This window comes from Acinetobacter sp. CAU_H_29a_1 (genome assembly GCF_058599505.1).
This window is the reverse complement of the sequence record NZ_CM178655.1, coordinates 1,738,356-1,761,392: the sequence shown is the minus strand read 5'-3', so window position 1 is coordinate 1,761,392 and position 23,037 is coordinate 1,738,356. Positions and strand designations below refer to the sequence as shown.

Genomic DNA, 23,037 nt, shown 5'->3' with positions numbered 1-23,037 from the left:
ATGCAACTAAAAAACCAATTTGGAAAAATATCACAGCCATTGATGATTGGGCTTTTGCTCCTCATTACATTTCTCATCGCTGTTGGAATTTGGTTTAGCTCGAAAGATACAACCACTGATGAACATGCGCATGAAGAATCTGAACATTCGGATGAGCCCGAGGCCGAAAAAGGACATGCCGAGGAAGGTGAAATTCAACTGACGGCACAGCAACTGACAGAGCAAGGCATTCAAATCGCTTCAGCTCAACAAGGTGTGGTGTCTCAAGTTACCGTTCTACCCGGAAAGCTTGTGGTCAATACCGATCAGCAAGCACACATTTCGCCAAACTTTGGTGGGCATGTGGAACAGGTGAATGTTGAACTTGGTCAAAACGTACAAAAAGGACAAACCTTAGCTGTACTGTCTGTCCCTGAACTGATTGATCAACAAGCCAATTTGCGGATGGCTCAAGCCAGTTTGGATTTGGCACGTCAAGATTATCAACGTGAACAGCAGTTATGGTCACAGGGCATTTCTGCCAAGCAAGACTACCAACGGGCAGAAAATGCTTACCGACAAGCGCAGATTACTGTGCAATCGGTGCAAAGCCGTTTAAACGCCCTAGGGGCAACAGGTGGGGTAAATGGTCGTTTTGCCATTAAAGCACCCATTTCAGGTGTGATTAGCCAAAAAGATATCGTAGTGGGTGAAAACGTACAATTGGCTGATCAACTTTTTGTGATTGAACAATTTAAAGAGTTATGGCTTGAGTTTAATCTGCCTGCTCAGTACTCAGGTCAGTTACAAGCCAATCAGAGTCTGACATTTAAGCCGAATGCTTCTGAGCAAAAATATGAAGCCATTATCCAAAGCTTAACCTCTCAAGCCGATGCACAAACAGGACGCTTGGTGGTACGTGCTAAATTAAAAAGCCAAGCGGCGGAACTACGTCCAAATGTTTTAGTGAATATCTTTTTAGACAATACCAGTTCAAAAACAGCGCTTCGCGTCCATAAAAGTGCTATTCAAAACATTGAAGGCCAAACTTCGGTATTTGTGGTCGACGCTGAACAAAAAGGACAAGTGCATTTGAAAGCGCAGCCCATTCAACTTGGGCAAGCTTCAAATGACGCTCAATGGGTGGAAGTGATTTCAGGCCTAACAGCAGGACAACGCTATGTCAGTCAAGGCAGCTTTGTCCTTAAGTCTGAACTAGAAAAAGGCGAGGCTGATCATGCACACTAATCATGATTTACCCAAGCCTGAGGGTTTGTTTGAACGAATTATTCAGTTCTCTATTCAAAATGCAATTTGGGTCATGCTCTTTGTCTGTACATGGATTGCGGTCGGAGTTTATAGCTATCAAAAACTGCCGATCGATGCAGTGCCCGATATTACCAATACGCAAGTACAAATTAATACCCAAGCCAATGGTTTTACCGCACTGGAGGTTGAGCAGCGGATTACCTATCCGATTGAAACTGCAATGGCGGGTATTCCCGATTTACAGCTGACTCGATCTATTTCACGTTATGGTTTGTCCCAAGTCACTATTGTATTTGAGGATGGTACAGACATCTATTGGGCACGTCAGCAGATTAATCAACGGGTACAAGAGGTCAAAGCAGATTTACCCAGTGATGTTTCCCCAACCATGTCACCAGTTTCGACGGGTTTAGGTGAAATTTATCAATGGGTCATTAAAGCAGAACCGAATGCCAAAAAAGCCGATGGTACAGCTTATAGTGCGATGGACTTACGGGAGATTCAAGACTGGATCGTTCGTCCACAACTGCAACGTGTTGCGGGGGTGGCCGAGGTCAACAGTATTGGCGGGTTTAACAAAAACTATGTGGTTGCTCCCGACTTAAACCGTATGCAACAGTTAAATATTTCATTAAGTCAACTGCAAACCGCTTTACAGGAAAATAATGAAAACCGTGGCGCAGGCTATATTGAGGAAAATGGTCAGCAACTTACAGTGCGTGTTCCAGGGACACTCAACAGTCTTTCAGACATTGAAAATACAACGGTTGCCAGCCCAAATGGGAACCCCATTCGTGTCGCGGATATTGCGCAGGTTTCAATTGATCATGACCTCCGAACAGGAGGAGCAACCTATAACGGCGAAGAAACTGTACTCGGCATCGCTATGATGATGATGGGTGAAAACAGTCGAACGGTGTCTAAAGCTGTAGATGCCAAAATTCAAGAGGTGCAAAGCAGTTTACCGCAAGGCGTTAAAATCGAAACAGTTTATGACCGTACCACGTTGGTGGAGAAAGCCATTAAAACGGTGCAAAAAAACTTGGTTGAAGGCGCAATCTTGGTGATTGTGATCCTGTTTTTATTCTTGGGTAATATTCGTGCAGCATTAATTACAGCCTGTGTGATTCCACTGTCTATGCTGTTTACTTTAACGGGTATGGCACAGCAGAACATCAGTGCCAACCTGATGAGTTTAGGGGCATTGGATTTCGGGATTATTGTTGATGGCGCAGTGGTAATTGTTGAAAACTGTATTCGCCGTTTAGCCCATGCGCAGCAATTACTCAAACGACCGTTGACTCAGTCGGAACGTTTTAAGGAAGTGTTTTTGGCAGCGCGCCAAGCCCGCCGTCCACTCATTTTTGGTCAGCTGATTATTATGGTGGTGTATTTACCGATTTTTGCACTGACGGGTGTAGAAGCAAAAATGTTCCACCCAATGGCTTTGACTGTTGTACTTGCACTCGTTGCAGCCATTATTTTATCAATCAGCTTTGTACCTGCGGCTGTCGCACTTTTTGTTAAAGGTGACATCAAAGAAACTGAAAGCCGTTGGATGCTGTGGCTAAAGGATCGTTATCAGCACGTATTGGACTGTGCCTATCAGTATAAAGCCGTAGTTTTAACCTTTGCACTGTGCTTGTTGATGTTGACAGGATTACTTGCAACGCGTATCGGCAGTGAGTTTGCACCACAACTGAGTGAAGGTGACTTTGCTGTACAGCAACTGCGCTCTCCAAGCACAGGCTTAGAAGAATCACTTAGTATTCAGGAAAATACAGAAAAGCTACTTCTGAAGAAATTCCCTGAAATACAGGCTATTTTTGCACGAACAGGCACGGCTGAAGTGGCGACCGATGTGATGCCGCCGAATATTTCAGATGGTTATGTCATGCTGAAACCCCGTGATGCATGGCCAAATCCAAAAGAAACACTCGATGAACTGCGTAGCCGTATGCAGGCCTATTTAGCAACATTGCCCGGTAACAACAGTGAGTTTTCTCAGCCAATTGAACTGCGTTTCAATGAGTTAATATCGGGTGTACGTAGCGATGTCGGTGTCAAAATCTTTGGCGATGACATGCAAGTATTAAATACGGAAGCTGAAAAAATCAGTAAATTGATTCAACAGATTTCAGGCAGTACCGCCGTTAAAGTTGAACAAACGTCGGGTTTACCTTTGCTCAATGTTGAAATTGATAAAAGCTTGGCGGCGCAATACGGCCTAAGTGTCAAAACCATACAAGACTATGTATCAGCAAGCATTGGCGGACAAAATGTTGGTGAAATTTTACAGGGTGACCGCCGTTTTGACTTTGTGATTCGACTTAGTGAACAAGACCGTAGTGTCAGTGGGATCGCGCAACTGCCAATACAGCTTCCGAACGGTGGCAGTATTTTACTCACCGATATTGCCACTGTAAAAATGATGGATGGCATCAACCAAGTCAGCCGCGAAAATGGCAAACGTCGTGTGATTGTCACAGCGAATGTGGAAGGGCGCGATTTAGGTTCTTTTGTCACAGAAGTACAAAATCAGCTTAAGCAGTATCCGTTACCAAGTGGTTACTGGATTGAATATGGTGGTCAGTTTGAAAATCTGGCCTCGGCACAGGCTCGAATGCAGATTGTGATTCCACTGGCATTATTGACGATCTTTATTTTGCTGATGGCTGTTTTCCATAACATCAAAGAAAGCTTGCTGGTGTTCACGGGTGTTCCATTTGCCCTAACTGGTGGTGTGCTTTTCTTGTGGTTAAGAGACATTCCTTTGTCAATGTCGGCGGGCATTGGTTTCATTGCCTTGTCTGGCGTTGCCGTTTTAAATGGTTTGGTCATGCTGACCTTCATTAAAGAGTTAAGAGGGCAATACCGCTTACATGAAGCCGTTTGGCAGGGAGCGATTTTGCGATTAAGGCCTGTTTTAATGACCGCTTGTGTGGCGTCCTTAGGTTTTGTGCCGATGGCGCTTGCCACAGGCACAGGAGCAGAGGTTCAACGTCCACTGGCGACCGTGGTGATTGGTGGAATTATTTCTTCGACGTTATTGACCTTGGTGCTATTGCCAGTGTTGTATCGTTGGATGAATGCAAAAAAAGAAACGAACGTTTAATCCTTTAATCTGCTGAAGCATGAGGAGGCAAAATAGTCTCCTCATACTTTTTTATACTACTTGATATCAGTCTGATCGCTTTGGAGAGTTAAAATGGCAAAACTGTTATAGTCTGTTATATTTTTTTCACAAAGAACTGTATCTGTCCTTTCGTATAGGAAACCTTAGAATAATGAATATAGATAGAGCGTTGAGGTATTGGAAATGAACTTTTTACTGAAGAAAAATAGAGCTTGGTTTGTATTCTTTATCATTACTTTATATTCGTTTCTTGGATTTTTTCTTGGATTTATCATTTGGGAATATTTTTTGAAGTAAGTACGTAGTAACGCTAAAGAAAACTAAGGCAGCTAATACTTCAAAAAGTGATCTGAATCTTACTTTTCTGACTACCAGACTCAACTCATAGCGAGACAAGTCTGGTGTTTAGAACCTTAAAACTTCCATTGCACCGAGATAGATGCATTTAAAGGGTCGCCAGGTTGAATCCACATATCGCTATAGCTTGCAACATAGTACGTTTCGTCTAAGAGATTGTGCACATTGAACTGATAACGTAGCTGATCTGTTGGCGCATAATAAGCATTTAGATTCAACAACGTGTACTCAGGTAAGTTGAAGCCATTATCTGTACTGTGTCCACTACGTTTGCCCACATAGATTGCCGTTGCACCCAGCCCAACTTTGTCTGCATTGGCAAGGGTCCATTCATAGTTGCTACTGATAGAGCCGCTGTGCTTCGGCACATTGCTGAGTCGTGAACCTTTAGCAAGAATTTGGTCTTTTTCAACTTGGGCGTCTGTGTAGCTATAATTGGCACGTATAGAGAATTGATCATTGAGCTGTGTCTCTAGATCGAGCTCTAGCCCCTTACTTGAGACTTCTCCAGCGGTAATTTGATAGTTACTATCTGCTGGATCTGTGGTTAAGACATTCTCTTTATCCATTTTAAAGAGGGCTAAGCTCAACAAACTCTGTGGGGTAATCCGATATTTCCCACCAATCTCATAGCTTTTTCCTTTTTCAGGGTTAAACATATCGCCATTTCGGTCCATGCCACTGTTAAGCGCAAAGGATTCTCCATAGTTGGCATACCATGACCAACGATCATTCAGTCGATAGTTTAAACCCAAGCGTGGACTGGTTTGTTGTAAATCCTTTTTACTGGATGTACCTGCAAGTTTATTTTGAAAGTCTTGGGTGACGTGATCAAAGCGCGCACCAAACAGCACACTCCATTGATCATTGAGGAAAATTTGATCTTGTAGATTCAGTGCAAAATAGCGTTGCTGTTCTTCGGTGTTAATGAAAAGTGGAAGCTCGGGTAAGTATTGTCCATAAATAGGATCATAGATATCAATGCTATTTGGCACGCTACTACTGTGGTTTCGACGCAGTTGTAATTGACGATACTTCATCTGCCCAAGTTCTGTGCTCAAAAGTACTTCATGACGGGCCCAGTCTTGTTGGATCGTCCCAAGAACTTCTGTTTGAAAGAGAAAGTCATCACTTTTATTGTCACGGTAGCGACGCTGGCGCTCTAATGTCTGCCCATCACTTTGAATACGACGAGGTTCACTGGAAAAGCCTTTGAGCTGAGTATCTTTCACACTAAGAGCATTATTCATTTTCCAGTCATCATTAAACTGATGTGCAAGTCGAAGCTGATAGAAATGATCTTTTTGAATATGATCACCATCATCAGGTTCGCCTGTAAATGTTTTGGGGTCCATCACAAATTGTTTTTGATAACTACTTACACCACGGTCGAAGGTTCCATCTTGTCGGGTAAATTCACTGTCAAAATCTAATTGGGTTGAATCTGAAATTTTCCATGTGAGTTGGGGGGAGAAAAACCAACGCTCACTCTGCACATGATCACGAAAACTTTGATTATCTTCATGTGCGACCGCAATACGATAAGCCACAGCATCACTGATTGGGGCAGTATGTTCAAAACTAGCACGGTATTTTTCTAAACTATTGGCACGTAAATTCACTTCTGAAGAACGTTCCCATTCAGGCTTTTTAGTGTTGATATTCAGTAGACCGCCAGCTTCCCCGCGGCCATAGAGCGCAGCCATTGGACCTTTTAAAAAGTCGAGAGATTCAATATTCACCATATCTCGCGGAGCGCTGAGACCACGGTTGACACTCAGACCATTTCTGATGATTTGTGCCCCAATATTGGGGTCTGTACTAAAACCTCTAAATGAAAAGTTATCCCAAAAGCCGCCACCATAATTGGTTTGACTATAGACCCCACTCACTTGTGTGAGTGCATCGTCAATACGTTGCACATCTTGTTGCTGAATTAACGCTTTGGATAACACACTTCGACTAAATGGCACGTCTAAAATGTCATGTGAAAACTTAGTCATTGCGGTGCTTTGTTGAAGGTTTTCACCCTCAGTTTCGGCTTGCAATTGGATGGTCTGGAGTACTTCTGTTGAAGTTTCGGCCCAAGTGAAAGAACTCAGTAGGCTTAAATATAAACTAGAAGATAGAATGGAGAATTTATTCATCATGAAGGAGAGTAGTTTAGATTTTGTATTGTTATGTTATAACATTTTAATAAATTTGTAGTTAAAAAATCACTCTAAAATCGAAAAATGGCTTAAAAAATTGAAATAAATCAACCTAAGCTTTTAGGTTCCAATTCACAATACACTGTTTCAAGTCAGCTAAAGTCCCAATACCATATGCTGTATCAAATACGACTGAAGATATGGAAGGAATATCTAAGTTATGCTTTAAAATCAGTTGGTTAAACTATAACCTCAATTTCAAAATCTACACACTCAAAGCTATCGTCAGATAATTTAAAAAAAAGCTGAGATATGTTGAATAATGTGCTTGTTCATTTTAAGAAAATTGTGAATACTCATGCCGCAAAATTCAGGCTGTAAATTTATCTTTTGGGGTTAGCAACGACAGTGAAAACGTATCCATTTTCTCATTTACAAAAAGCATTATTGGCGGTTGGTTCATTTTCATGTCTAGGGCTGAACTCGGTATGGGTACATGCGGCAGAAGAGAGTGATGTGGAACAACTCGCAACCATTACAACCACGGCTCAAACTGAACAACTGGCTTATTATCAACCTAAGGTTAATTTGTCTGGGTTTGGTCAGCAAAACCTTGCAGCCATTCCTGCATCTATTCACACCGTTACTGCTGAACTGATCGCAGATCAACATGCGAAAACACTGGGCGATGTGGTAAAGAACGATGCGTCCGTTGGGGATGGCTATGCACCCATTGGTTACTATGCCAACTTTGTGATGCGTGGATTTAGCTTAAATGCGGGATCAAGTTATTTACTAAACGGTAATTTGCTACGCGGTGAGCAAAATGTAGCGCTTGAAAATAAAGAACAAGTTGAAATCCTAAAAGGCATGAGTGCGATTCAAAGTGGGATGTCAACGCTGGGCGGAGTCGTGAACTATGTGAGCAAACGCCCCAAAGATGTCCAATCTTTAACCCTTGAAGCAGATAGTCATGGCGGCAGCCGTGTGGCGACTGACCTTGGTGGATGGTTTGGAGACAATCAACAGTTTGGTTATCGTGTGAATGCAGCTTATGAAGATATTCACCCCTATGTTGAACATGCTGATGGAAAACGTTTGTTTGGTTCCTTGGCTTTAGACTGGAAAATTTCAGATCGTTCAAAACTTGAATTTGATCTTGAATCACAGCGTCAAAAACAGCGTTCAGTACCGGGCTATCAGCTACTTGATGGTAAAACTGTACCGACAGGAGTGAAATGGGATCGTTTACTGGGCTATCAAAGCTGGAGCAAACCTATCACCAATGAAAGTCTAAATACCAGCTTAAAATATACTTACCAAATTAATGAAAACTGGACAACAAACCTATCAGCTTCACAAAGTCGTGTGATTGTGGATGATTATTCAGCCTTTGCATATACCTTTGACCAAAATGGTAACTATGACATTTATGATTTCCGTAGCCCTGATGATAGCTATTTGACCAATCAATTTAAAACAGGCTTAAACGGTAAATTCAATACTGGGGCATGGCAACATAACCTGAGCTTAGAGCTGTCACATGCTTATAAACGCCATGCACAGTATGATGCGATTAATGAGCCAGTAGGTACAGGAAATATTGATAATGATCCTATCACCTACACACCTACGAACAAAGCTTTAGGCAATCATTACAAATCATTGGATAGTCAGCAAACAGCTCTCAATTTGCTGGATCAAATCGAATTTGATGACGCTTGGTCAGTTTTGTTGGGCGGTAAACTCTTGCATTTAAATGAAAATGCCTATGCTGCTGATGGCAACAGCATCCGAGATACCAATTTTAATCGCTTCTTACCACAGCTCGCGTTGATGTATCAGCCTTGGCAGAACACTCATCTGTATGTTTCTTATGCCAAAGGTTTAAGTGATGGCAGTCAAGCGCCGTGGTATGCTACAGGTAATCCTGCCAAAGGCATCGTAGGTAATGCCTTCGCAACATTAGAACCAAGACATTCAACTCAATATGAGTTAGGTCTTAAACAGCAATGGCAAGAGCTACTGTTTACTGCCGCATTGTTTGACTTAACACAAGATCATCAATATACCAACTTAGACAATTACTATGTCAGCGATGGTGAACAGCATAATCTAGGTTTAGAATTGGGCTTGCAAGGTCGCGTTGCTGAAAATCTAGATATGACATCGACTTTGGCACTGATCCGTTCACGTTTGGAAGATATACAGGTCGATGCTTATAAAGGGTATCAAACTCAAAACGTACCGACAGTTCGTTTTGCCAGTCATGTGTCTTATCAAATGCCTCAAGTAGAAGGTTTACGTTTACTCGCAGGTATGCAATACAGCAGCAGTAAATACGCCAACAAAACGGGTACGGTTAAAGTTTCAGGCTATACCGTATTCGATGCGGGTGCAGCTTATAACTTCCGTGCTTATGGTTATGACAATATGCTTCGCCTGAATGTGGACAACCTGTTCAATAAAAAATATTGGCGAGATGCAGGAAGCTTTTTCGGGGATGACTATTTATTTCTGGGTACACCACGTACAGCACAATTTTCATGGACTGTGAACTTCTAATAAATAGTTTTAAATAAAGGCATACAGGCAAACTTTAACTGTGTTGAGTGTGGCTTTAGCGAGAATGCGGATATAAACGCTTCTCGCAACATTTTAGCGGTAGGATGTACCGTTTTGTCTGTGGAAGGAAGATACATTAAAGGTCGACCTATGAAGTAGAAAGCAAGCGAAATCCGTGAGGAAGTCACCTAAGAGCCTTTGCTTTTAGAATACCCCCACTTGAGCTAGTCGAAAGTGGGCGGAAATATCACCCATTCATAGTGATTGGATGATTGCATAGGTCAGATCATTCATGTTGTAGCTGCTTATTTGTATTTAAGATAAGAAATGTGATGGCCCAAAAATACAATTTCTACACCTATACAATCCGATCTTTTTCAAGTAATTTTATAATATGGTATGAAAAATGCTAAGAATAAAATGACTCAAAAAGGATGACCTATGAAAAAAACGATTTCAGCTTTGACACTCAGTTTAAGCCTATTACTCCCATGTGTAGCATTTGCCAAAAATAATGTTGTTGTTGTCGCTACTGGTGGAACGATTGCAGGTGCTGGTGCAAGCTCTACCAATAGTGCAACTTATACTGCGGCAAAAGTTCCTGTAGATGCATTACTAAATGCGGTTCCCCAGATTCAAAACATTGCCAATGTAACTGGTGTGCAGGCAATGCAAGTTGCATCAGAAAGTATTACGGATAAAGAATTATTATCCCTTGCACGTCAAGTCAATGACTTACTTAAAAAGCCTGATGTGAATGGTGTCGTGATTACACATGGAACAGACACATTAGAAGAAACAGCTTTCTTTTTAAATTTAGTGATTCATTCAGACAAGCCGATTGTATTGGTCGGGTCAATGCGTCCAAGTACTGCACTTTCTGCTGATGGCCCGTTGAACCTTTATAGTGCGGTTGCACTTGCGGCCGACGATAGTGCAAAAGGTAAAGGAACTTTTGTACTCATGAATGACGACATTTTTGCAGCACGAGATGTTTCAAAAACAATTAATATCCATACCAATGCATTTATGAGCCAATGGGGAGCACTTGGAACCTTAGTCGAAGGAAAACCATATTGGTTTAGAAATACAGCGAAACGTCATAATAAGAGCTCAGAATTTAATATTGAAAATATTAAAGGTGATAGCTTACCGCTGGTACAAATTGTTTATGGTTCAGGCAATATGTTGCCAGATGCATACACGGCTTATGCGAAAGCAGGGGCAAAAGCTATTATTCATGCAGGTACAGGGAATGGCTCGGTAGCCAATTATATTGTCCCAACTTTAACTGACTTACAAAAACAAGGTGTGCAAATTATTCGTTCATCTCGCGTACCTCAAGGTTTTGTTCTAAGAAATGCAGAACAACCAGATGACAAATATGGTTGGGTCGTCGCACATGATCTTAACCCGCAAAAAGCTAAATTACTTGCTGCACTTGCTTTAACAAAAACAAAAGATGCCAAGGAAATTCAGCGCATTTTTTGGGATTACTAAACTCAATAACGGTGAAATCGCATAGTAACGCTTTTCAGCTAAGCACCTTAAAAATTTAAGGTGCTTTTTTACCGTCTATAAATAGATTAAATTCATCGACTCTGTATCGAATAAATGTTTAACAAATCAACAGTAATCTATATTCGCCATCCTTTTCAACGGGTGCTCTATGTACACAAGGCAAGACTTTTTGCATAGGATGATCTACCGCCAAACGACAAAGATGGCCTAAGCCTAAATTCACAGGTTTTGCATTCAGTTTAGGCTGATAATGCAGATCAAAAAAATATTCTTCTAGAAAGGTTTCAAATTCAACTTCAGGGCCATCATGTAATTTTTTAAGTTTTTCTCTGATCTCGGGAATTAGAATCTTTTGCTCCACCTGATCATTGGGTACGATATCACTTGCAGCGCCGTGATAAGTGCAGAGGAAAGTATCTGTTTCAATCGGTGAGCGATCAACATGAAACGAATATACATCTGTGGAAATAAAGTCTAGCTCGTCATCTCGCTCATAACATTTTAGTAAATTAAGAGCAGGAGATGCACCGAAATCAGTTAAGAGCTGTATATCTTTTAAAATGATTTCCCTTGCTAAATTTCCTTTTTCTGAAAGTTGTAATGCTAAAAGATCTTCAATCGAAACTTCTGTAATCTTTTCTTTTAATTCAAGTTTAACTACAATTTCTTTAAAATCCCCAACCAAATTTCTATGCCAGCAAAGTGCATTCATTTCTCCTTGAAATTTGGAATTTACAAGTTCAGAAAAAGAAGAAACTACTTCAATTTGATTGTTGTCAGAAAATGTATTCGTCATGAGAAAATTAGATAATAAACAGTGCTTAATCATAACATCTAGCTTTAGGTGTATTGCATTTAAAAGTAGCTCGGTAATTGCTTACAGATATGGAGGAGCTCTATATTTGTAGTATGGAAAGAAGTTTTAGCTATTGATTGAGCAAATATTTCCGCATTTAATTTAAATTATTATGTGAATGCGCAAATATATTCTCATTTTTTTAGTTTTATGGTATTTTTGAGAAAATATTTGTTCATTAATATTTATGGAAAAATTAACGATTCAAGCTCTTCTCGATACAGAATGGCTAGATATAGCAGAACTTAAAATATTAGAACCACATAAAGGTTCTGCAAGTGCGTGTGAGTTAGCCTACGAATTAGAATATGCCATTTCTTATCTAGATAAGAGAGATGAACATGCATGTAGCTTAGCACTTCCTATTCAAATTCTTATTCAACATGAATCGAAAGTCTGGTTTAGTTTTTTAGATGATATTGTTCCATCTGGTGCTGCTCGACGTTATTTGGTTCAATATCTAGGTTTGCAAAAACTCTCATCAGCAGAACAAGATTTTACTTTATTGGCAAAAGGTACAATTGCTCCTGTAGGGAATCTAAGAGTTAAGGAGTCAGTTCCTCCGATCAATCCAGAATCAACATTACACTTACGCAAGTTCACTACTGGTGATGTTACAGAACGAAATGTTGATTTTCTCGAATACGCACAACAAATGGGTGCAATTAGTGGCGGTGCAACTGGTGCAGGAGGTGAGGCTCCAAAACTATTAATTCGCGTGTCAAAGGATCAGCAAGTTTGGATTGATACCTATCAAAATTCTTTTGATGAACCAGATCAGCATTATCTAGTTAAATTCCCTCGAAATAAGCGTAGTGCAATAGATTGCGACATATTGAGAGCAGAATATCATTTTTATCATGTCCTGAATGAACTTGGATTTACAACAATTGAAACTTCTCAGATGAAGCTGATTGAAGGTCAGAAATACCCTTCGTTATGGTTGCCGAGATTTGACACAGAGTGGCGTAATCAACAATGGCATCGACTCGGGCTTGAGTCAGTTTATTCCGTATTGAATAAAACATCAGGGAGCCATTTGAATCATTTTGAGGTCATAGACACGCTTTGTACCTTATTAAAATCGGTGGACAAAAACTTTGATTCTTCGCAATTCGTTTGTGAGTGGTTACAAAGGGATTTGCTGAATATCATTTTTGGTAACTCAGATAATCACGGCCGTAATACGTCATTCTTAAAAAAATCAGGACGAATATTTCTTGCTCCAATTTACGACTTTGCCCCAATGAAAGCCGATCCAGAAGTTGTCACGAGATCAACAACATGGGGAAGTCCGTATGAAGAAGGAGGGGAATACCGCTGGGAAAGTATTAGCCGAAATCTTGCACATTGGTGTGAACCACAAATATCTTTAAGTACATTGAAAACATTGGCGAGCAAACTTATTGGTCTCAAACAGCAATTAATCAATAAAGGTGTTCCCCAAACGATTATAGATATGCCAGGTCTAGGATATGACTTTATTGAAGCCAAATTGAGTCGATGGGAGCTATTATGAAAAAGGAAAATCAGCCACTTGACCGTCAGCAATTGCTCATTGATTTATATACGCAATATTTATTCGGTAAAATTACCTTGGGGCAACTGCTGAACCACTTGCGCAAAAATGTATTGGGGCTATCTCAAGAAAAATATGCAACAATGGTTGGAATCAGTCGGCGTACTTTAACCGACATTGAACAGGACAAAGGTCAACTGACTCAGGTCGTGTTAGATAAGGTGTTTAAACCACTTGGCTTAAAAGCTGGCCTCGTACCGACACATGAGCATATCGTTCACAAGATTATTCAGCCATCTAGTGATTAAAAGCTTAAGATTGAAGCTATTTTGACCATCTAGGCAGGACACTATGGAAAAAATGGTCACGCTGTGCATCAAGTTATTAGGCGATAAACTCAGTTCAAGGAATTTTGACAGTCAATTCAACGAGATTGATCTGCCTGAGAACAAAAAACAATCGAATACAGCGAGTTTACAGTGGGGATTGAAAACCCCCTCTAATAAGATGCCGGTAAAGATTTATGCGTGTAAACCCACATTTGTACAAAACTGGAAGCTACGACAGATCAAAGGGTGTTTTAACCAAGGCTGACTATGTGTACATGCGCGATCTACTAGAGACCGTGCTAGAACAACTGCAAAATTCAGAATTAGATAACGATAAAGAAATAGATCAGCTCAAACAGTTTTTTATCAAGTTAGATCATCACATCGATAGGCTGCGCGCGTAGATTTCGGCATAACGTATATTATGTTCATTGGCGTAGTCAGCAGCGTGAATATAATTGTGCAGATTCACGATGCTGATCTGTGGCACCAACTGAGTTGCGTAGGCCACAACCTCAGGTACTCCATTTAACTTATGTTTACCTAAAATCTAGTTTATAAATTATTTTTACAATAGACCTCTTTCATAAATCATTTTTTACTCAGTTCCAAATTATAGATCCCAGCAATTAGATTGAACCTCAATCCCAATCTTTTTCCTCGATTGCGATATCGCTCAGCAAGGATTTTGAAGGTTTTCAAACTGCCAAATACATGCTCAATGCCAATTCTTCTTTTGTTAATTTCTCGATTGTAAAGCTTTAGCTCAGGATCTAGTTTGCAGCGTTTTTTTGCTTTTAATGGCAATAGGCTATTTCGATACACTGTGTAAATCCCTTGATAACCCTTATCTGCAAGTATAAAGGCACTTGCAGGAATCTGATTCAAATTGCGTTTGAAAAGTTCGAAATCATGTACAGCACCACGACTTGTGCATAAACTCAGAATTTGCTGAGTTTTATAATGAACAATGGCTTGAACTTTGAAAGTATGTGCCTTCTTCTTACCACTATAGCTTTTCTTCTGTTTTTTTAGGCCTTTGTATTGGAATTTCTGTGGCATCTACGATCACCACATTCCAGTCAATACCTTCGCCTTCAGGCAAATGCTTTGGTAAATTAAATAAATTGGACTTGATGAGGCAGTCCTCTACATGGTGTACGATTCTTGAAGCAGTGGGCTCTGACACGCCATAACTTGTTGCGACATGGAATAATGTTCGGTATTCACGCCAATAGCTTAAGCATAAGAGAATCTGATCTTCTAGGCTTAATTTAGATGGTCTACCTTTGGCAGGAACATGCATTTTCAATTGCTCAACCATTAAATTAAAGGTTGACCATGAGATGCCGGTATATCGCTTAAACTGTGTTTCAGAAAGCTTCTTTGAATAGATGTATTTCATTCAAAGATTATGCCTGAATGTTTAAGATTCTTCGGTACAAATAATCAGCAATAGATAGGTCGTTTTTTGATTTATGAAAGAGATCTAATATATTTATTAATTTCAATATTTTGAATAAAAGTAATAGGAATTTATTAAAAATGAGTTCATGAACTCGTAGAATTTTTAAGTACATTTATATAAAAGGCTAAGTTCTCCCAGCAAAGAAATAGATGCCGTTTAGATAAAATTTTCAATCAAATAATCTTATTGTTGATATTTCTAGTCACATAGTCTATTTTCATTATATGAATTATTCTTCTTTACCCAAAAGACCACGTGGTCGACCAACCAAACACGGTTGTAACTATGCAGACACTAAAGAAGTTTTAATCCGCCGAGGTATTGAGTTACTGACCGAACGTGGAATGAATGCTATGAGCTTGGACGATCTCATGAAATCAGTCCAAGTTCCTAAAGGGTCTTTCTACCATTATTTTGTAAATAAAGAGGCTTTTATTTTAGAAGTCTTAGATGCTTATGAGCTTTATTTTGTGAAGCGATTGAATAAGTTTTTAAGTCAAACTGATCTTTCCCCACTAGAAAAGCTGCAAAATTTTGTAAAAGATGCGGGTGAAAAAATGCAAAAATATGATTTTAAACGAGGTTGTATTTTAGGTAACTTAGGACAAGAAGTGTCGTATTTGCCACAAGAAATCATTGCCCGAATCGAAAGTATCTTTAAGGTATGGGAGAAATTAGTTTCTGATTGCCTACATCAGTCAAATTCACAATATAGCCTAGCTGATTGCGATGAAGCTGCTTATCAGTTTTGGATTGGGTGGGAAGGTGCAGTTCTAAGAGCGCGTTTGGTCAAATCAACAAGTCCCTTAGATGCATTTTATCGCTTGTTTACTTTAGCTGTAAAACAACAAAATCACGTAAAAAGTTAATTAAAAAAATAAATGCAGACGTCTGTATTTATTTTTTTAATTAATTCTAGATAAGCAGTCTAATTAAATAGAGAGGAAGTTCTATGTACAAAGGTATTGTAATTACTAAAGATGAAGCAGGTTACACATCACAAATTACTGAGATTGCATCAAAGCCTTTACAAGAAGGAGAGGTTAGAGTCGAAGTCAAATATTCAACACTCAATTATAAAGATGCTTTAGCCATTACTGGGCGTTCACCAGTAGTGCGTAGTTTTCCTTTGACCCCAGGCATCGATTTTTCGGGTGTTGTGATTGAATCAAAACATCCAGCATGGAAAGAAAGAGATGAAGTTCTACTAAATGGTTGGGGAGTGGGTGAAAAGTATTTTGGAGGGCTAGCCGAGCAAGTCACTGTTTCTGGTGATTGGCTCATACAAAAACCTTCTGCTTTTTCTTTTAAAGATACGATGGTTATTGGTACAGCAGGTTATACCGCAATGTTGTGTGTCATGGCTTTACAAAAGCATGGTATTAAATCAAGTGATGGAAAAATTTTAGTGACAGGTGCAAATGGTGGAGTAGGTAGTATTGCCATTATTATTTTGAATTATCTTGGTTATGAGATTACAGCTTCAACTGGTCGACCTCAAGAGTCAGAATATTTAACCTATCTAGGTGCGAGTGAAATTATTGATCGTATTGAATTATCTTCCCCAGGAAAGCCATTAAACAAAGAAGTTTGGGCTGGCGTGATTGATACTGTTGGAAGCCATACTTTAGCCAATGCATGTGCTAGTACAAAATATCGTGGTGCAGTTGCTGCGTGTGGTTTGGCAGGCGGAATGGATTTTCCAGCAACAGTTGCTCCATTTATTCTAAGAGGGATTACCTTATATGGAATTGATAGCGTGATGGCACCAATCGAATTAAGAAAAGAAGCATGGGAACGTTTGGCTACAGAATTAGATCAAACAAAATTAGAAACAGTAACGACTGAAATTCAGTTAACAGATGCTTTAAATATTTCAAATGAAATTTTAGATGGAAAAATTCGAGGTAGAGTTGTTGTACAGATATAGTTCAACAAAATGAGTTGTGGGACTGTTCTAAATTTTGTGTAAGTACTTAATTTTCATTTATCCTACTGAGGATAATAAAAAGAGGTACTTCACATGGATGAAGCTACAATCAAAAGTATGACAGCTGAATTAGCTAAAGGTTTAAAAACTCCTGAAGATTTAAACCAAATGACAGCCATATTTAAATGTATTAGTTTAGCAATGAATTGTTTTACGATTCAGTTCGATGATCGATTAAAAGATCATTTATAAAAAATGGGACTTACACAAAATAATTTACAGGCTCGTAGAAACATGAAAATACATTCTTTTGGTGAACACAATAACATTACTTTATCTAATAATTGTATTGAAGTTCGAGGTGCACGTGAGCATAACCTTAAGGATGTAGATGTTTCTATCCCAAGAAATGCACTTGTTGTTTTCTCAGGTGTATCGGGTTCAGGAAAATCATCACTTGCTTTTGGAACTATTTTTGCTGAAGCACAAAGAAGATATTTCGAATCTGTTGCACCTTATGCAAGACGCTTAATAGATCAGGCCGGAGTACCAGATGTTGATGCTATTGATGGTCTACCACCAGCAGTAGCATTGCAACAACAACGTGGTGCAAGTAATACCCGTTCTTCTGTTGGAAGTGTAACAACTTTATCAAGTCTCGTGCGAATGATTTATTCGCGTGCTGGTGCATATCCTGCCGATCAGCCAATGTTATATGCCGAGGACTTTTCACCGAACACTCCTCAAGGTGCTTGTCCTACCTGTCATGGTTTAGGTCACATTTATGAAGTTACAGAATCGACAATAGTTCCTGACCCAACACTCAGTATTCGTGAGAGAGCTATCGCATCATGGCCACCTGCTTGGCACGGGCAAAACTTACGCGATATCCTAGTAACCCTAGGGTATGATGTTGATCGACCATGGAAAGATTTACCGCAATCGGATAGAGACTGGATTTTATTTACTGAAGAAACCCCAACAGTTCCTGTCTATGCTGGTTTAAGCCCCGCTGAGACTCAATCTGCACTTAAACGTAAACTAGAACCCAGCTATATGGGCACTTTCACTGGTGCTCGTCGCTATGTCCTTCATACTTTTGCTAATACCCAAAGTACGTTGATGAAAAAACGTGTTTCACGTTTTATGGAAGGAAAAATATGCCCTTCCTGTCATGGTAAACGCCTTAAACCAGAAGCCTTATCTATTACCTTTGCTGGAGTAGATATTGGTGAGTTTATGCAACTTTCTTTGGATAAGTTAACTTGCCTGCTTGAGCCCATTGTTCTTGGCAATTTCGACGCTCATGATGCTGGAGAAAAGACTAATAATAAAGTAACCCAACTTGATAGATCTGAACGAGCAACAACAGGTAGAGCTGTGCATTCTGTATCTCCAGATGTAAGACGTACGTCAGCACTTTCAGATGAAAAGAAAATTGCTGCCCAGCGTTTAGCAAATGGTGTGGTGGGGCGTTTAAATCAATTACGCCAGTTAGGTCTTGGTTATCTAACATTAGATAGAGCCACACCGACTCTTTCAGCGGGAGAGTTACAACGTTTGCGTTTAGCAACACAATTAAGTTCTATGCTATTTGGTGTAGTTTATGTACTGGATGAACCGTCTGCTGGATTACATCCTTCAGATAGTCAGTCATTATATGATTCTCTCGATAAATTAAGAGACGCTGGAAACTCCGTATTTGTTGTAGAGCATGATTTAGAGCTCATGCGTCGTGCTCAATGGTTAGTGGATGTTGGACCAGATGCAGGAGAGCAAGGTGGTAATATTTTATATAGTGGAGTACCTCAGGGTTTAAGTGAGATTTCAGCTTCACGTACTGCAAGTTATTTATTTAATAAAATCCCAGTTACTCAAAGTTATGGACGTACACCCTCTGGTTGGCTTGAACTTAACAATATTTACCGACATAACCTGCATAATGTTGATGCTCGTATACCTCTTGGTGTACTTACAGCAGTTACAGGTATTTCAGGTTCAGGTAAATCTAGTCTCGTTTCTCAAGCTTTACCCGAGTTAGTACTTTCATATTTAGGCAATGAATCTGAAACTGAAAACAATAATGAAAATAATCCTTTAAATGAAGGAATGTTGGTTACCGAGGTTACACAGGGTTCTCTGGCTGGTGATGTGGAGGCTATACAGCGTCTGGTACAGGTTGATCAAAAACCAATTGGCCGTACTCCACGTTCTAATCTGGCAACTTATACGGGTTTATTTGATCATGTTAGAAAGTTATTTGCTGGGACTCCTGAAGCTCGCCAAGCTCATTATGATGCTGGACGTTTTTCGTTTAATGTGGCTAAAGGGCGATGTGAAACTTGTGAAGGTGAAGGCTTTGTCAGTGTAGAATTATTGTTTATGCCAAGTGTATATGCCCCTTGTCCGACATGTCATGGTGCTCGATATAATGATGACACTCTGAAAATTCGCTGGAATGGACGTAATATTGCTGAAGTATTAGGAATGACCGTCAATGAAGCACGTGATTTTTTTGATGGAGAGGTCTCGATTGCTCGTTCACTACAATTATTAAAGGAAATTGGCCTTGGTTATTTACGTTTAGGGCAACCAGCGACTGAACTATCTGGTGGAGAAGCGCAACGTATTAAATTGGCGACCGAGCTGCAACGCAATCAGCGTGGAAATACACTGTATATACTTGATGAGCCAACTACAGGTTTGCATCCATCAGATGTAGATCGATTGTTAGTTCAATTGCAGCGATTAGTCGATGCGGGTAATACCGTGGTTATGATTGAGCATGATATGCGTGCCGTTGCACAAGCAGATTGGGTGATTGATGTGGGACCAGGTGCTGGAAATGCTGGTGGGAATATTGTTGTGGCAGGAACACCAAAACAAATAACAGAAAATCAAGATAGCCGTACTGCTCCATATTTAGTTAATGAGTTAGTGAGTCGTGATACTAAACGTTGATATTGCGAGTGAGTAGAATAAAGACTTAAATTAAAATCCTGTAAAATCAATCAGATATTTTTTTGTTTTAGGTGGTGTGTGTGCATGAAATCTAAAAGTTTTTTTTCAACTAAGGGCTTTGTTGCACAACCCTATCTGTAACGTTTTTTTCAGCGATATAATTTTCAAATGAAGAAGCCTACACACAAAATCTACCGCACAACCAATTGGCCCGCATATAACCGAGCACTCATGAGTCGCGGAAATATTGCCATTTGGTTTGATCCTGCTACGCAATGGTATGCGCCATCAAAAGGCAAACAAGGGCGAAATCAAACCTACTCCGACGCAGCCATCCAATGCTGCTTAATGATTAAATCCTTATTCCGTCTGTCTTTACGTATGGTCACTGGCTTTGTGCAAAGTCTGATTAAACTTTGCGGATTAAATTGGATAGCTCCAGATTACACCACGCTTTGTAGAAGACAAAAGCATATTGATATTGTAATCAGCTACCAAAAAAGTAGCGATGGGCTGCATCTACTCATGGACTCTACAGGCATGAAGTTTCTAGGTGAGGGCGAATGGAAACGCAAGAAACATGGACCTGAATATCGTCGCCAATGGCGTAAACTACATATTGGGGCGAATTCAAACATGAGGTGCGACAGTTTGAAAAGTCTTATGATAATCAACAAGCTGAGCAAATTTCTCTAATGGTGTAAGCCAATCTAACGCTTTTCTAGGACGAGTATTCAGTGACATGGCAACTTGATTTAAATAATGCTGATCTGCCTGATTTAAATCAATCCCTTTAGGTAAATATTGCCTAATTAAACCATTCATATTTTCGCATGTGCCTTTTTGCCAGGGTGAATGTGGGTCACAGAAATATACATCTATGCCTAAATCTTCTTCAAGTATTTTATGTTCTGCCATCTCGCGTCCACGGTCATAGGTCAACGTTTTACGCAGTTCTGCAGGTAAATATTTCAGAGCTTCAGTTAAAGCCTTGCGCACTGATTCTGCCTTTGCATCAGGTAATGTTGCCAAGATACAGAGCCGTGTATTTCGTTCAATAAGTGTTGCTATCGAACTTTTATTGTCTTTACCTTTAATTAAATCAGCTTCCCAATGACCCGGTATTTTTCTTTCTTGAACTTCGGCTGGGCGCTCATGAATAGTTTTAATATCCTGTAATATAGAATCTTTTTTAGGTTCACCGTTAGCTTTTCGCTTTTTATTTTCATGACGCAGACAGGATAATAAGTCTTTTTTCAACTCACCCTTTGGTAATGCTCGTATCGTTGAATAAATCGTTGTATGGCTTACATTCATTGTTTGATCCAAATCAGGAAATGTCTTTAAACGCTTTGCTATTTGCTGAGGAGACCATAAACAACGGATCGCTTCAACAATAAATTTCCAGAGGATTGAATCGATTTTGAGTTTTCTGTGACCACGTCTACGTCTAGCAAAAGTGTTATCAGAAGCATATTGAGCTTGATAAACGTCATTGATGCTATTTCTTTTAAGCTCACGATAGATCGTACTAGGATGTCTTTTAATAAGTTCAGCAAATTTTCTGGCTGAAAAGCCTTCTTTTCTTGACTCAAGCATTAATGCAGTACGATCTTCAAAGTTAAGATGATGGTATGACAATTTTATATACTCCATAAACCTTTTAAATTAATTAGGTGGTTTATGTCGCACTTCAAGTTTTACTCTGCCCTCAGGAAATCCTGTTTAATAACGCTAAAACGATCATGATTGAACGGGATGCCTATCAGGAGGGGCAGCATAAATGGAATCCCAAACTGCTCGACTGCGCCAAGAAGTACAGCTTTCGTCCTCGCGTATGTAAGTCCTATCGTGCACAGACCAAAGGCAAAGTTGAACGCTTTAATGGATACCTCAAATCAAGCTTTATTGTGCCATTGAAAGCAAGCCTGAAGACTTCGGGTTTACTGTTAGATGTTGATGTTGCCAATGCCCACATTGGCTGGTGGCTGCATGAAACCGCCAATCAGCGGATTCATGCCACCACGCAAGAAAAACCGGCTGTTCGACTGCAACAGGAGCAGCAAAAATTTACGCCATTACCGCAATCAGATACAGGTTCTGGCACTGTACCTGTTGCAGCAGCACAGCATGTCATGCCCTACGAGAGTTTGCAGCATCCCTTATCTGTATATGACCAGTTGCTGGGAGTTTCCTGATGAATCTGCAATACGACCGTATAGAGCAGCTTTGCCAAAAGCTCAATCTGCCTGCCATCGCATCACAATGGTCACATCATGCACAACAAACATTAGGTCAGGATGGAAGTTATGCCGACTTTGTTGAAGCGATCTTGACGCATGAATATGCTGCCAGGCAACAGCGCAGTCAGCAGGTACTGATGAAACTCTCAGGCCTGCCTCAAGTCAAAACCCTGGAAGACTATGATTTTAATTATGCCCTAGGGGCCCCTAAATCACAGGTGATTGAACTGTTCAATCTGAGCTTTATTGCTAGAGCAGAAAATGTGGTGTTTCTGGGGGCTAGCGGAGTAGGAAAAACGCATTTATCTATGGCATTAGGCTATAAGGCCATCATGAACAACATTAAGATCAAGTTCATTACCGCAGCGGATTTAATGCTGCAACTGAGTACAGCCTATCAGCAAGGTAAATTGAAAACTTATATGCAACGCGTGATACTCGCCCCGAAATTACTGATTATCGATGAAATTGGTTATTTACCCTTTGGACGTGAAGAAGCGAATCTATTCTTTAACGTGATTGCCAAGGGTTATGAAAAAGCCAGTACGATATTGACGAGTAACTTACCATTTAGCCAATGGTCCAAATCCTTTGCAGATGATGTCACGTTGACCGCTGCGATGTTAGATCGGTTATTGCATCACTGTCATGTGGTACAAATATCGGGTGAGAGTTATCGTTTGAAGATAAAAAAGAATAGGGATTCAACCTCAGGTTGAAACTTAATACGAAATCAAGGGGGTCTATTTTACTT

At 40.0% G+C, this 23,037-nt stretch carries 17 protein-coding genes and 4 pseudogenes; 16 read left to right on the top strand and 5 right to left on the bottom strand.

Translation table 11 applies throughout. The annotated features are described in order from the left end of the window. From AC4MDD_RS08675 to AC4MDD_RS08665, 3 genes are all read left to right on the top strand, one after another. Positions 1–1,227, top strand: coding sequence for an efflux RND transporter periplasmic adaptor subunit (locus AC4MDD_RS08675; RefSeq protein WP_491882568.1), 1,227 nt, complete (start codon positions 1–3; stop codon positions 1,225–1,227). Then, positions 1,217–4,363, top strand: coding sequence for an efflux RND transporter permease subunit (locus tag AC4MDD_RS08670; RefSeq protein WP_491882567.1), 3,147 nt, complete (start codon positions 1,217–1,219; stop codon positions 4,361–4,363). Before AC4MDD_RS08675 ends, AC4MDD_RS08670 begins: the two co-directional genes overlap by 11 nt. 204 nt (positions 4,364–4,567) lie before the next feature. Continuing rightward, positions 4,568–4,681 (top strand): hypothetical protein, encoded by a 114-nt coding sequence (locus AC4MDD_RS08665; RefSeq protein WP_010326689.1) that lies wholly within the window; start codon positions 4,568–4,570, stop codon positions 4,679–4,681. Positions 4,682–4,797: 116 nt separating this feature from the next. On the opposite strand, the gene AC4MDD_RS08660 is transcribed toward AC4MDD_RS08665, so the two are convergent. Continuing rightward, positions 4,798–6,891, bottom strand: coding sequence for a TonB-dependent siderophore receptor (locus tag AC4MDD_RS08660; RefSeq protein WP_491882566.1), 2,094 nt, complete (start codon positions 6,889–6,891; stop codon positions 4,798–4,800). A gap of 408 nt (positions 6,892–7,299) precedes the next feature. On the opposite strand from AC4MDD_RS08660, the gene AC4MDD_RS08655 reads away from it, so the two are divergent. The 3 genes and pseudogenes from AC4MDD_RS08655 to AC4MDD_RS08645 all read left to right on the top strand — a co-directional run bounded on the left by AC4MDD_RS08655 (position 7,300) and on the right by AC4MDD_RS08645 (position 10,956). After that, positions 7,300–9,456 carry a TonB-dependent siderophore receptor gene (locus tag AC4MDD_RS08655; protein WP_491882565.1) on the top strand — a complete coding sequence of 719 codons (2,157 nt, stop codon included), beginning with the start codon at positions 7,300–7,302 and terminating at the stop codon, positions 9,454–9,456. Between the two features lie 12 nt (positions 9,457–9,468). Further along, a pseudogene (locus AC4MDD_RS08650) lies at positions 9,469–9,615 on the top strand (zinc ribbon domain-containing protein); the annotation flags it as partial. Positions 9,616–9,897: 282 nt separating this feature from the next. Beyond that, positions 9,898–10,956 (top strand): asparaginase, encoded by a 1,059-nt coding sequence (locus AC4MDD_RS08645; RefSeq protein WP_201703322.1) that lies wholly within the window; start codon positions 9,898–9,900, stop codon positions 10,954–10,956. Positions 10,957–11,074: 118 nt separating this feature from the next. Here the strand turns inward: AC4MDD_RS08645 and AC4MDD_RS08640 are convergent, their stop codons facing one another. Next, complete coding sequence (locus AC4MDD_RS08640; RefSeq protein ID WP_491882564.1) at positions 11,075–11,773, bottom strand: DUF1826 domain-containing protein; 699 nt, start codon at positions 11,771–11,773, stop codon at positions 11,075–11,077. Positions 11,774–12,020: 247 nt separating this feature from the next. Here AC4MDD_RS08640 and AC4MDD_RS08635 point away from each other — a divergent pair, with 247 nt between their 5' ends. The 3 genes and pseudogenes from AC4MDD_RS08635 to AC4MDD_RS08625 form a co-directional block, all read left to right on the top strand. Continuing rightward, positions 12,021–13,352 carry a type II toxin-antitoxin system HipA family toxin gene (locus tag AC4MDD_RS08635; RefSeq protein ID WP_078389110.1) on the top strand — a complete coding sequence of 444 codons (1,332 nt, stop codon included), beginning with the start codon at positions 12,021–12,023 and terminating at the stop codon, positions 13,350–13,352. Next, a complete protein-coding gene (locus AC4MDD_RS08630; RefSeq protein WP_078389111.1) occupies positions 13,337–13,660 on the top strand; it encodes a helix-turn-helix domain-containing protein in 324 nt (107 codons plus the stop codon). The genes AC4MDD_RS08635 and AC4MDD_RS08630 overlap by 16 nt, the downstream gene beginning before the upstream one ends. 29 nt (positions 13,661–13,689) lie before the next feature. Beyond that, a pseudogene (locus tag AC4MDD_RS08625) lies at positions 13,690–13,787 on the top strand (IS5/IS1182 family transposase); the annotation flags it as partial. A gap of 485 nt (positions 13,788–14,272) precedes the next feature. Here the strand turns inward: AC4MDD_RS08625 and AC4MDD_RS08620 are convergent. Together AC4MDD_RS08620 and AC4MDD_RS08615 are read right to left on the bottom strand one after the other, a co-directional pair. Beyond that, a complete protein-coding gene (locus tag AC4MDD_RS08620; protein ID WP_005399975.1) occupies positions 14,273–14,743 on the bottom strand; it encodes an IS5/IS1182 family transposase in 471 nt (156 codons plus the stop codon). Then, positions 14,691–15,086 (bottom strand): transposase family protein, encoded by a 396-nt coding sequence (locus AC4MDD_RS08615; RefSeq protein WP_039889777.1) that lies wholly within the window; start codon positions 15,084–15,086, stop codon positions 14,691–14,693. The genes AC4MDD_RS08620 and AC4MDD_RS08615 overlap by 53 nt, the downstream gene beginning before the upstream one ends. 287 nt (positions 15,087–15,373) lie before the next feature. On the opposite strand from AC4MDD_RS08615, the gene acuR reads away from it, so the two are divergent. The 5 genes and pseudogenes from acuR to AC4MDD_RS08590 all read left to right on the top strand — a co-directional run. Beyond that, the gene (gene acuR, locus AC4MDD_RS08610) at positions 15,374–16,018 is read left to right on the top strand and encodes an acrylate utilization transcriptional regulator AcuR (RefSeq protein ID WP_078389310.1); all 645 of its coding nucleotides are present in this window, start codon (positions 15,374–15,376) and stop codon (positions 16,016–16,018) included. An 83-nt stretch (positions 16,019–16,101) separates the two neighbouring features. Beyond that, a complete protein-coding gene (acuI, locus tag AC4MDD_RS08605) occupies positions 16,102–17,079 on the top strand; it encodes an acrylyl-CoA reductase (NADPH) (RefSeq protein ID WP_491882563.1) in 978 nt (325 codons plus the stop codon). A 93-nt stretch (positions 17,080–17,172) separates the two neighbouring features. Beyond that, positions 17,173–17,331 (top strand): hypothetical protein, encoded by a 159-nt coding sequence (locus tag AC4MDD_RS08600; protein WP_004979619.1) that lies wholly within the window; start codon positions 17,173–17,175, stop codon positions 17,329–17,331. Positions 17,332–17,373: 42 nt separating this feature from the next. Then, the gene (locus tag AC4MDD_RS08595; protein WP_491882562.1) at positions 17,374–20,040 is read left to right on the top strand and encodes an excinuclease ABC subunit UvrA; all 2,667 of its coding nucleotides are present in this window, start codon (positions 17,374–17,376) and stop codon (positions 20,038–20,040) included. A gap of 168 nt (positions 20,041–20,208) precedes the next feature. After that, positions 20,209–20,673: pseudogene (locus tag AC4MDD_RS08590) on the top strand (IS5 family transposase); the annotation flags it as partial. On the opposite strand, the gene AC4MDD_RS08585 reads toward AC4MDD_RS08590, so the two are convergent. Further along, positions 20,671–21,696: an IS30-like element ISAba125 family transposase gene (locus AC4MDD_RS08585; RefSeq protein WP_005100823.1), complete on the bottom strand. Its 1,026-nt coding sequence runs from the start codon at positions 21,694–21,696 to the stop codon at positions 20,671–20,673. The pseudogene AC4MDD_RS08590 and the gene AC4MDD_RS08585 overlap by 3 nt on opposite strands. Before the next feature lie 53 nt (positions 21,697–21,749). Between AC4MDD_RS08585 and AC4MDD_RS08580 the strand changes: the two are divergent. After that, positions 21,750–22,238, top strand: a pseudogene (locus AC4MDD_RS08580) (IS21 family transposase); the annotation flags it as partial. Next, a complete protein-coding gene (istB, locus tag AC4MDD_RS08575) occupies positions 22,238–23,002 on the top strand; it encodes an IS21-like element ISAba8 family helper ATPase IstB (RefSeq protein ID WP_143002170.1) in 765 nt (254 codons plus the stop codon). The pseudogene AC4MDD_RS08580 and the gene istB, both read left to right, overlap by 1 nt. Positions 23,003–23,037 lie beyond the last annotated feature (35 nt).

Excerpts from the sequence above, each read along its gene's own strand:
- AC4MDD_RS08675 (WP_491882568.1), top strand. The coding sequence starts at position 1 with ATGCAACTAAAAAACCAATTTGGAAAAATATCACAGCCATTGATGATT.
- AC4MDD_RS08585 (WP_005100823.1), bottom strand. The coding sequence starts at position 21,696 with ATGGAGTATATAAAATTGTCATACCATCATCTTAACTTTGAAGATCGT.
- AC4MDD_RS08640 (WP_491882564.1), bottom strand. The coding sequence starts at position 11,773 with ATGACGAATACATTTTCTGACAACAATCAAATTGAAGTAGTTTCTTCT.
- AC4MDD_RS08660 (WP_491882566.1), bottom strand. The coding sequence starts at position 6,891 with ATGATGAATAAATTCTCCATTCTATCTTCTAGTTTATATTTAAGCCTA.
- AC4MDD_RS08645 (WP_201703322.1), top strand. The coding sequence starts at position 9,898 with ATGAAAAAAACGATTTCAGCTTTGACACTCAGTTTAAGCCTATTACTC.
- acuI (WP_491882563.1), top strand. The coding sequence starts at position 16,102 with ATGTACAAAGGTATTGTAATTACTAAAGATGAAGCAGGTTACACATCA.
- AC4MDD_RS08595 (WP_491882562.1), top strand. The coding sequence starts at position 17,374 with ATGAAAATACATTCTTTTGGTGAACACAATAACATTACTTTATCTAAT.
- acuR (WP_078389310.1), top strand. The coding sequence starts at position 15,374 with ATGAATTATTCTTCTTTACCCAAAAGACCACGTGGTCGACCAACCAAA.
- AC4MDD_RS08670 (WP_491882567.1), top strand. The coding sequence starts at position 1,217 with ATGCACACTAATCATGATTTACCCAAGCCTGAGGGTTTGTTTGAACGA.
- istB (WP_143002170.1), top strand. The coding sequence starts at position 22,238 with ATGAATCTGCAATACGACCGTATAGAGCAGCTTTGCCAAAAGCTCAAT.
- AC4MDD_RS08620 (WP_005399975.1), bottom strand. The coding sequence starts at position 14,743 with ATGCCACAGAAATTCCAATACAAAGGCCTAAAAAAACAGAAGAAAAGC.
- AC4MDD_RS08615 (WP_039889777.1), bottom strand. The coding sequence starts at position 15,086 with ATGAAATACATCTATTCAAAGAAGCTTTCTGAAACACAGTTTAAGCGA.
- AC4MDD_RS08665 (WP_010326689.1), top strand. The coding sequence starts at position 4,568 with ATGAACTTTTTACTGAAGAAAAATAGAGCTTGGTTTGTATTCTTTATC.
- AC4MDD_RS08600 (WP_004979619.1), top strand. The coding sequence starts at position 17,173 with ATGGATGAAGCTACAATCAAAAGTATGACAGCTGAATTAGCTAAAGGT.
- AC4MDD_RS08630 (WP_078389111.1), top strand. The coding sequence starts at position 13,337 with ATGGGAGCTATTATGAAAAAGGAAAATCAGCCACTTGACCGTCAGCAA.
- AC4MDD_RS08635 (WP_078389110.1), top strand. The coding sequence starts at position 12,021 with ATGGAAAAATTAACGATTCAAGCTCTTCTCGATACAGAATGGCTAGAT.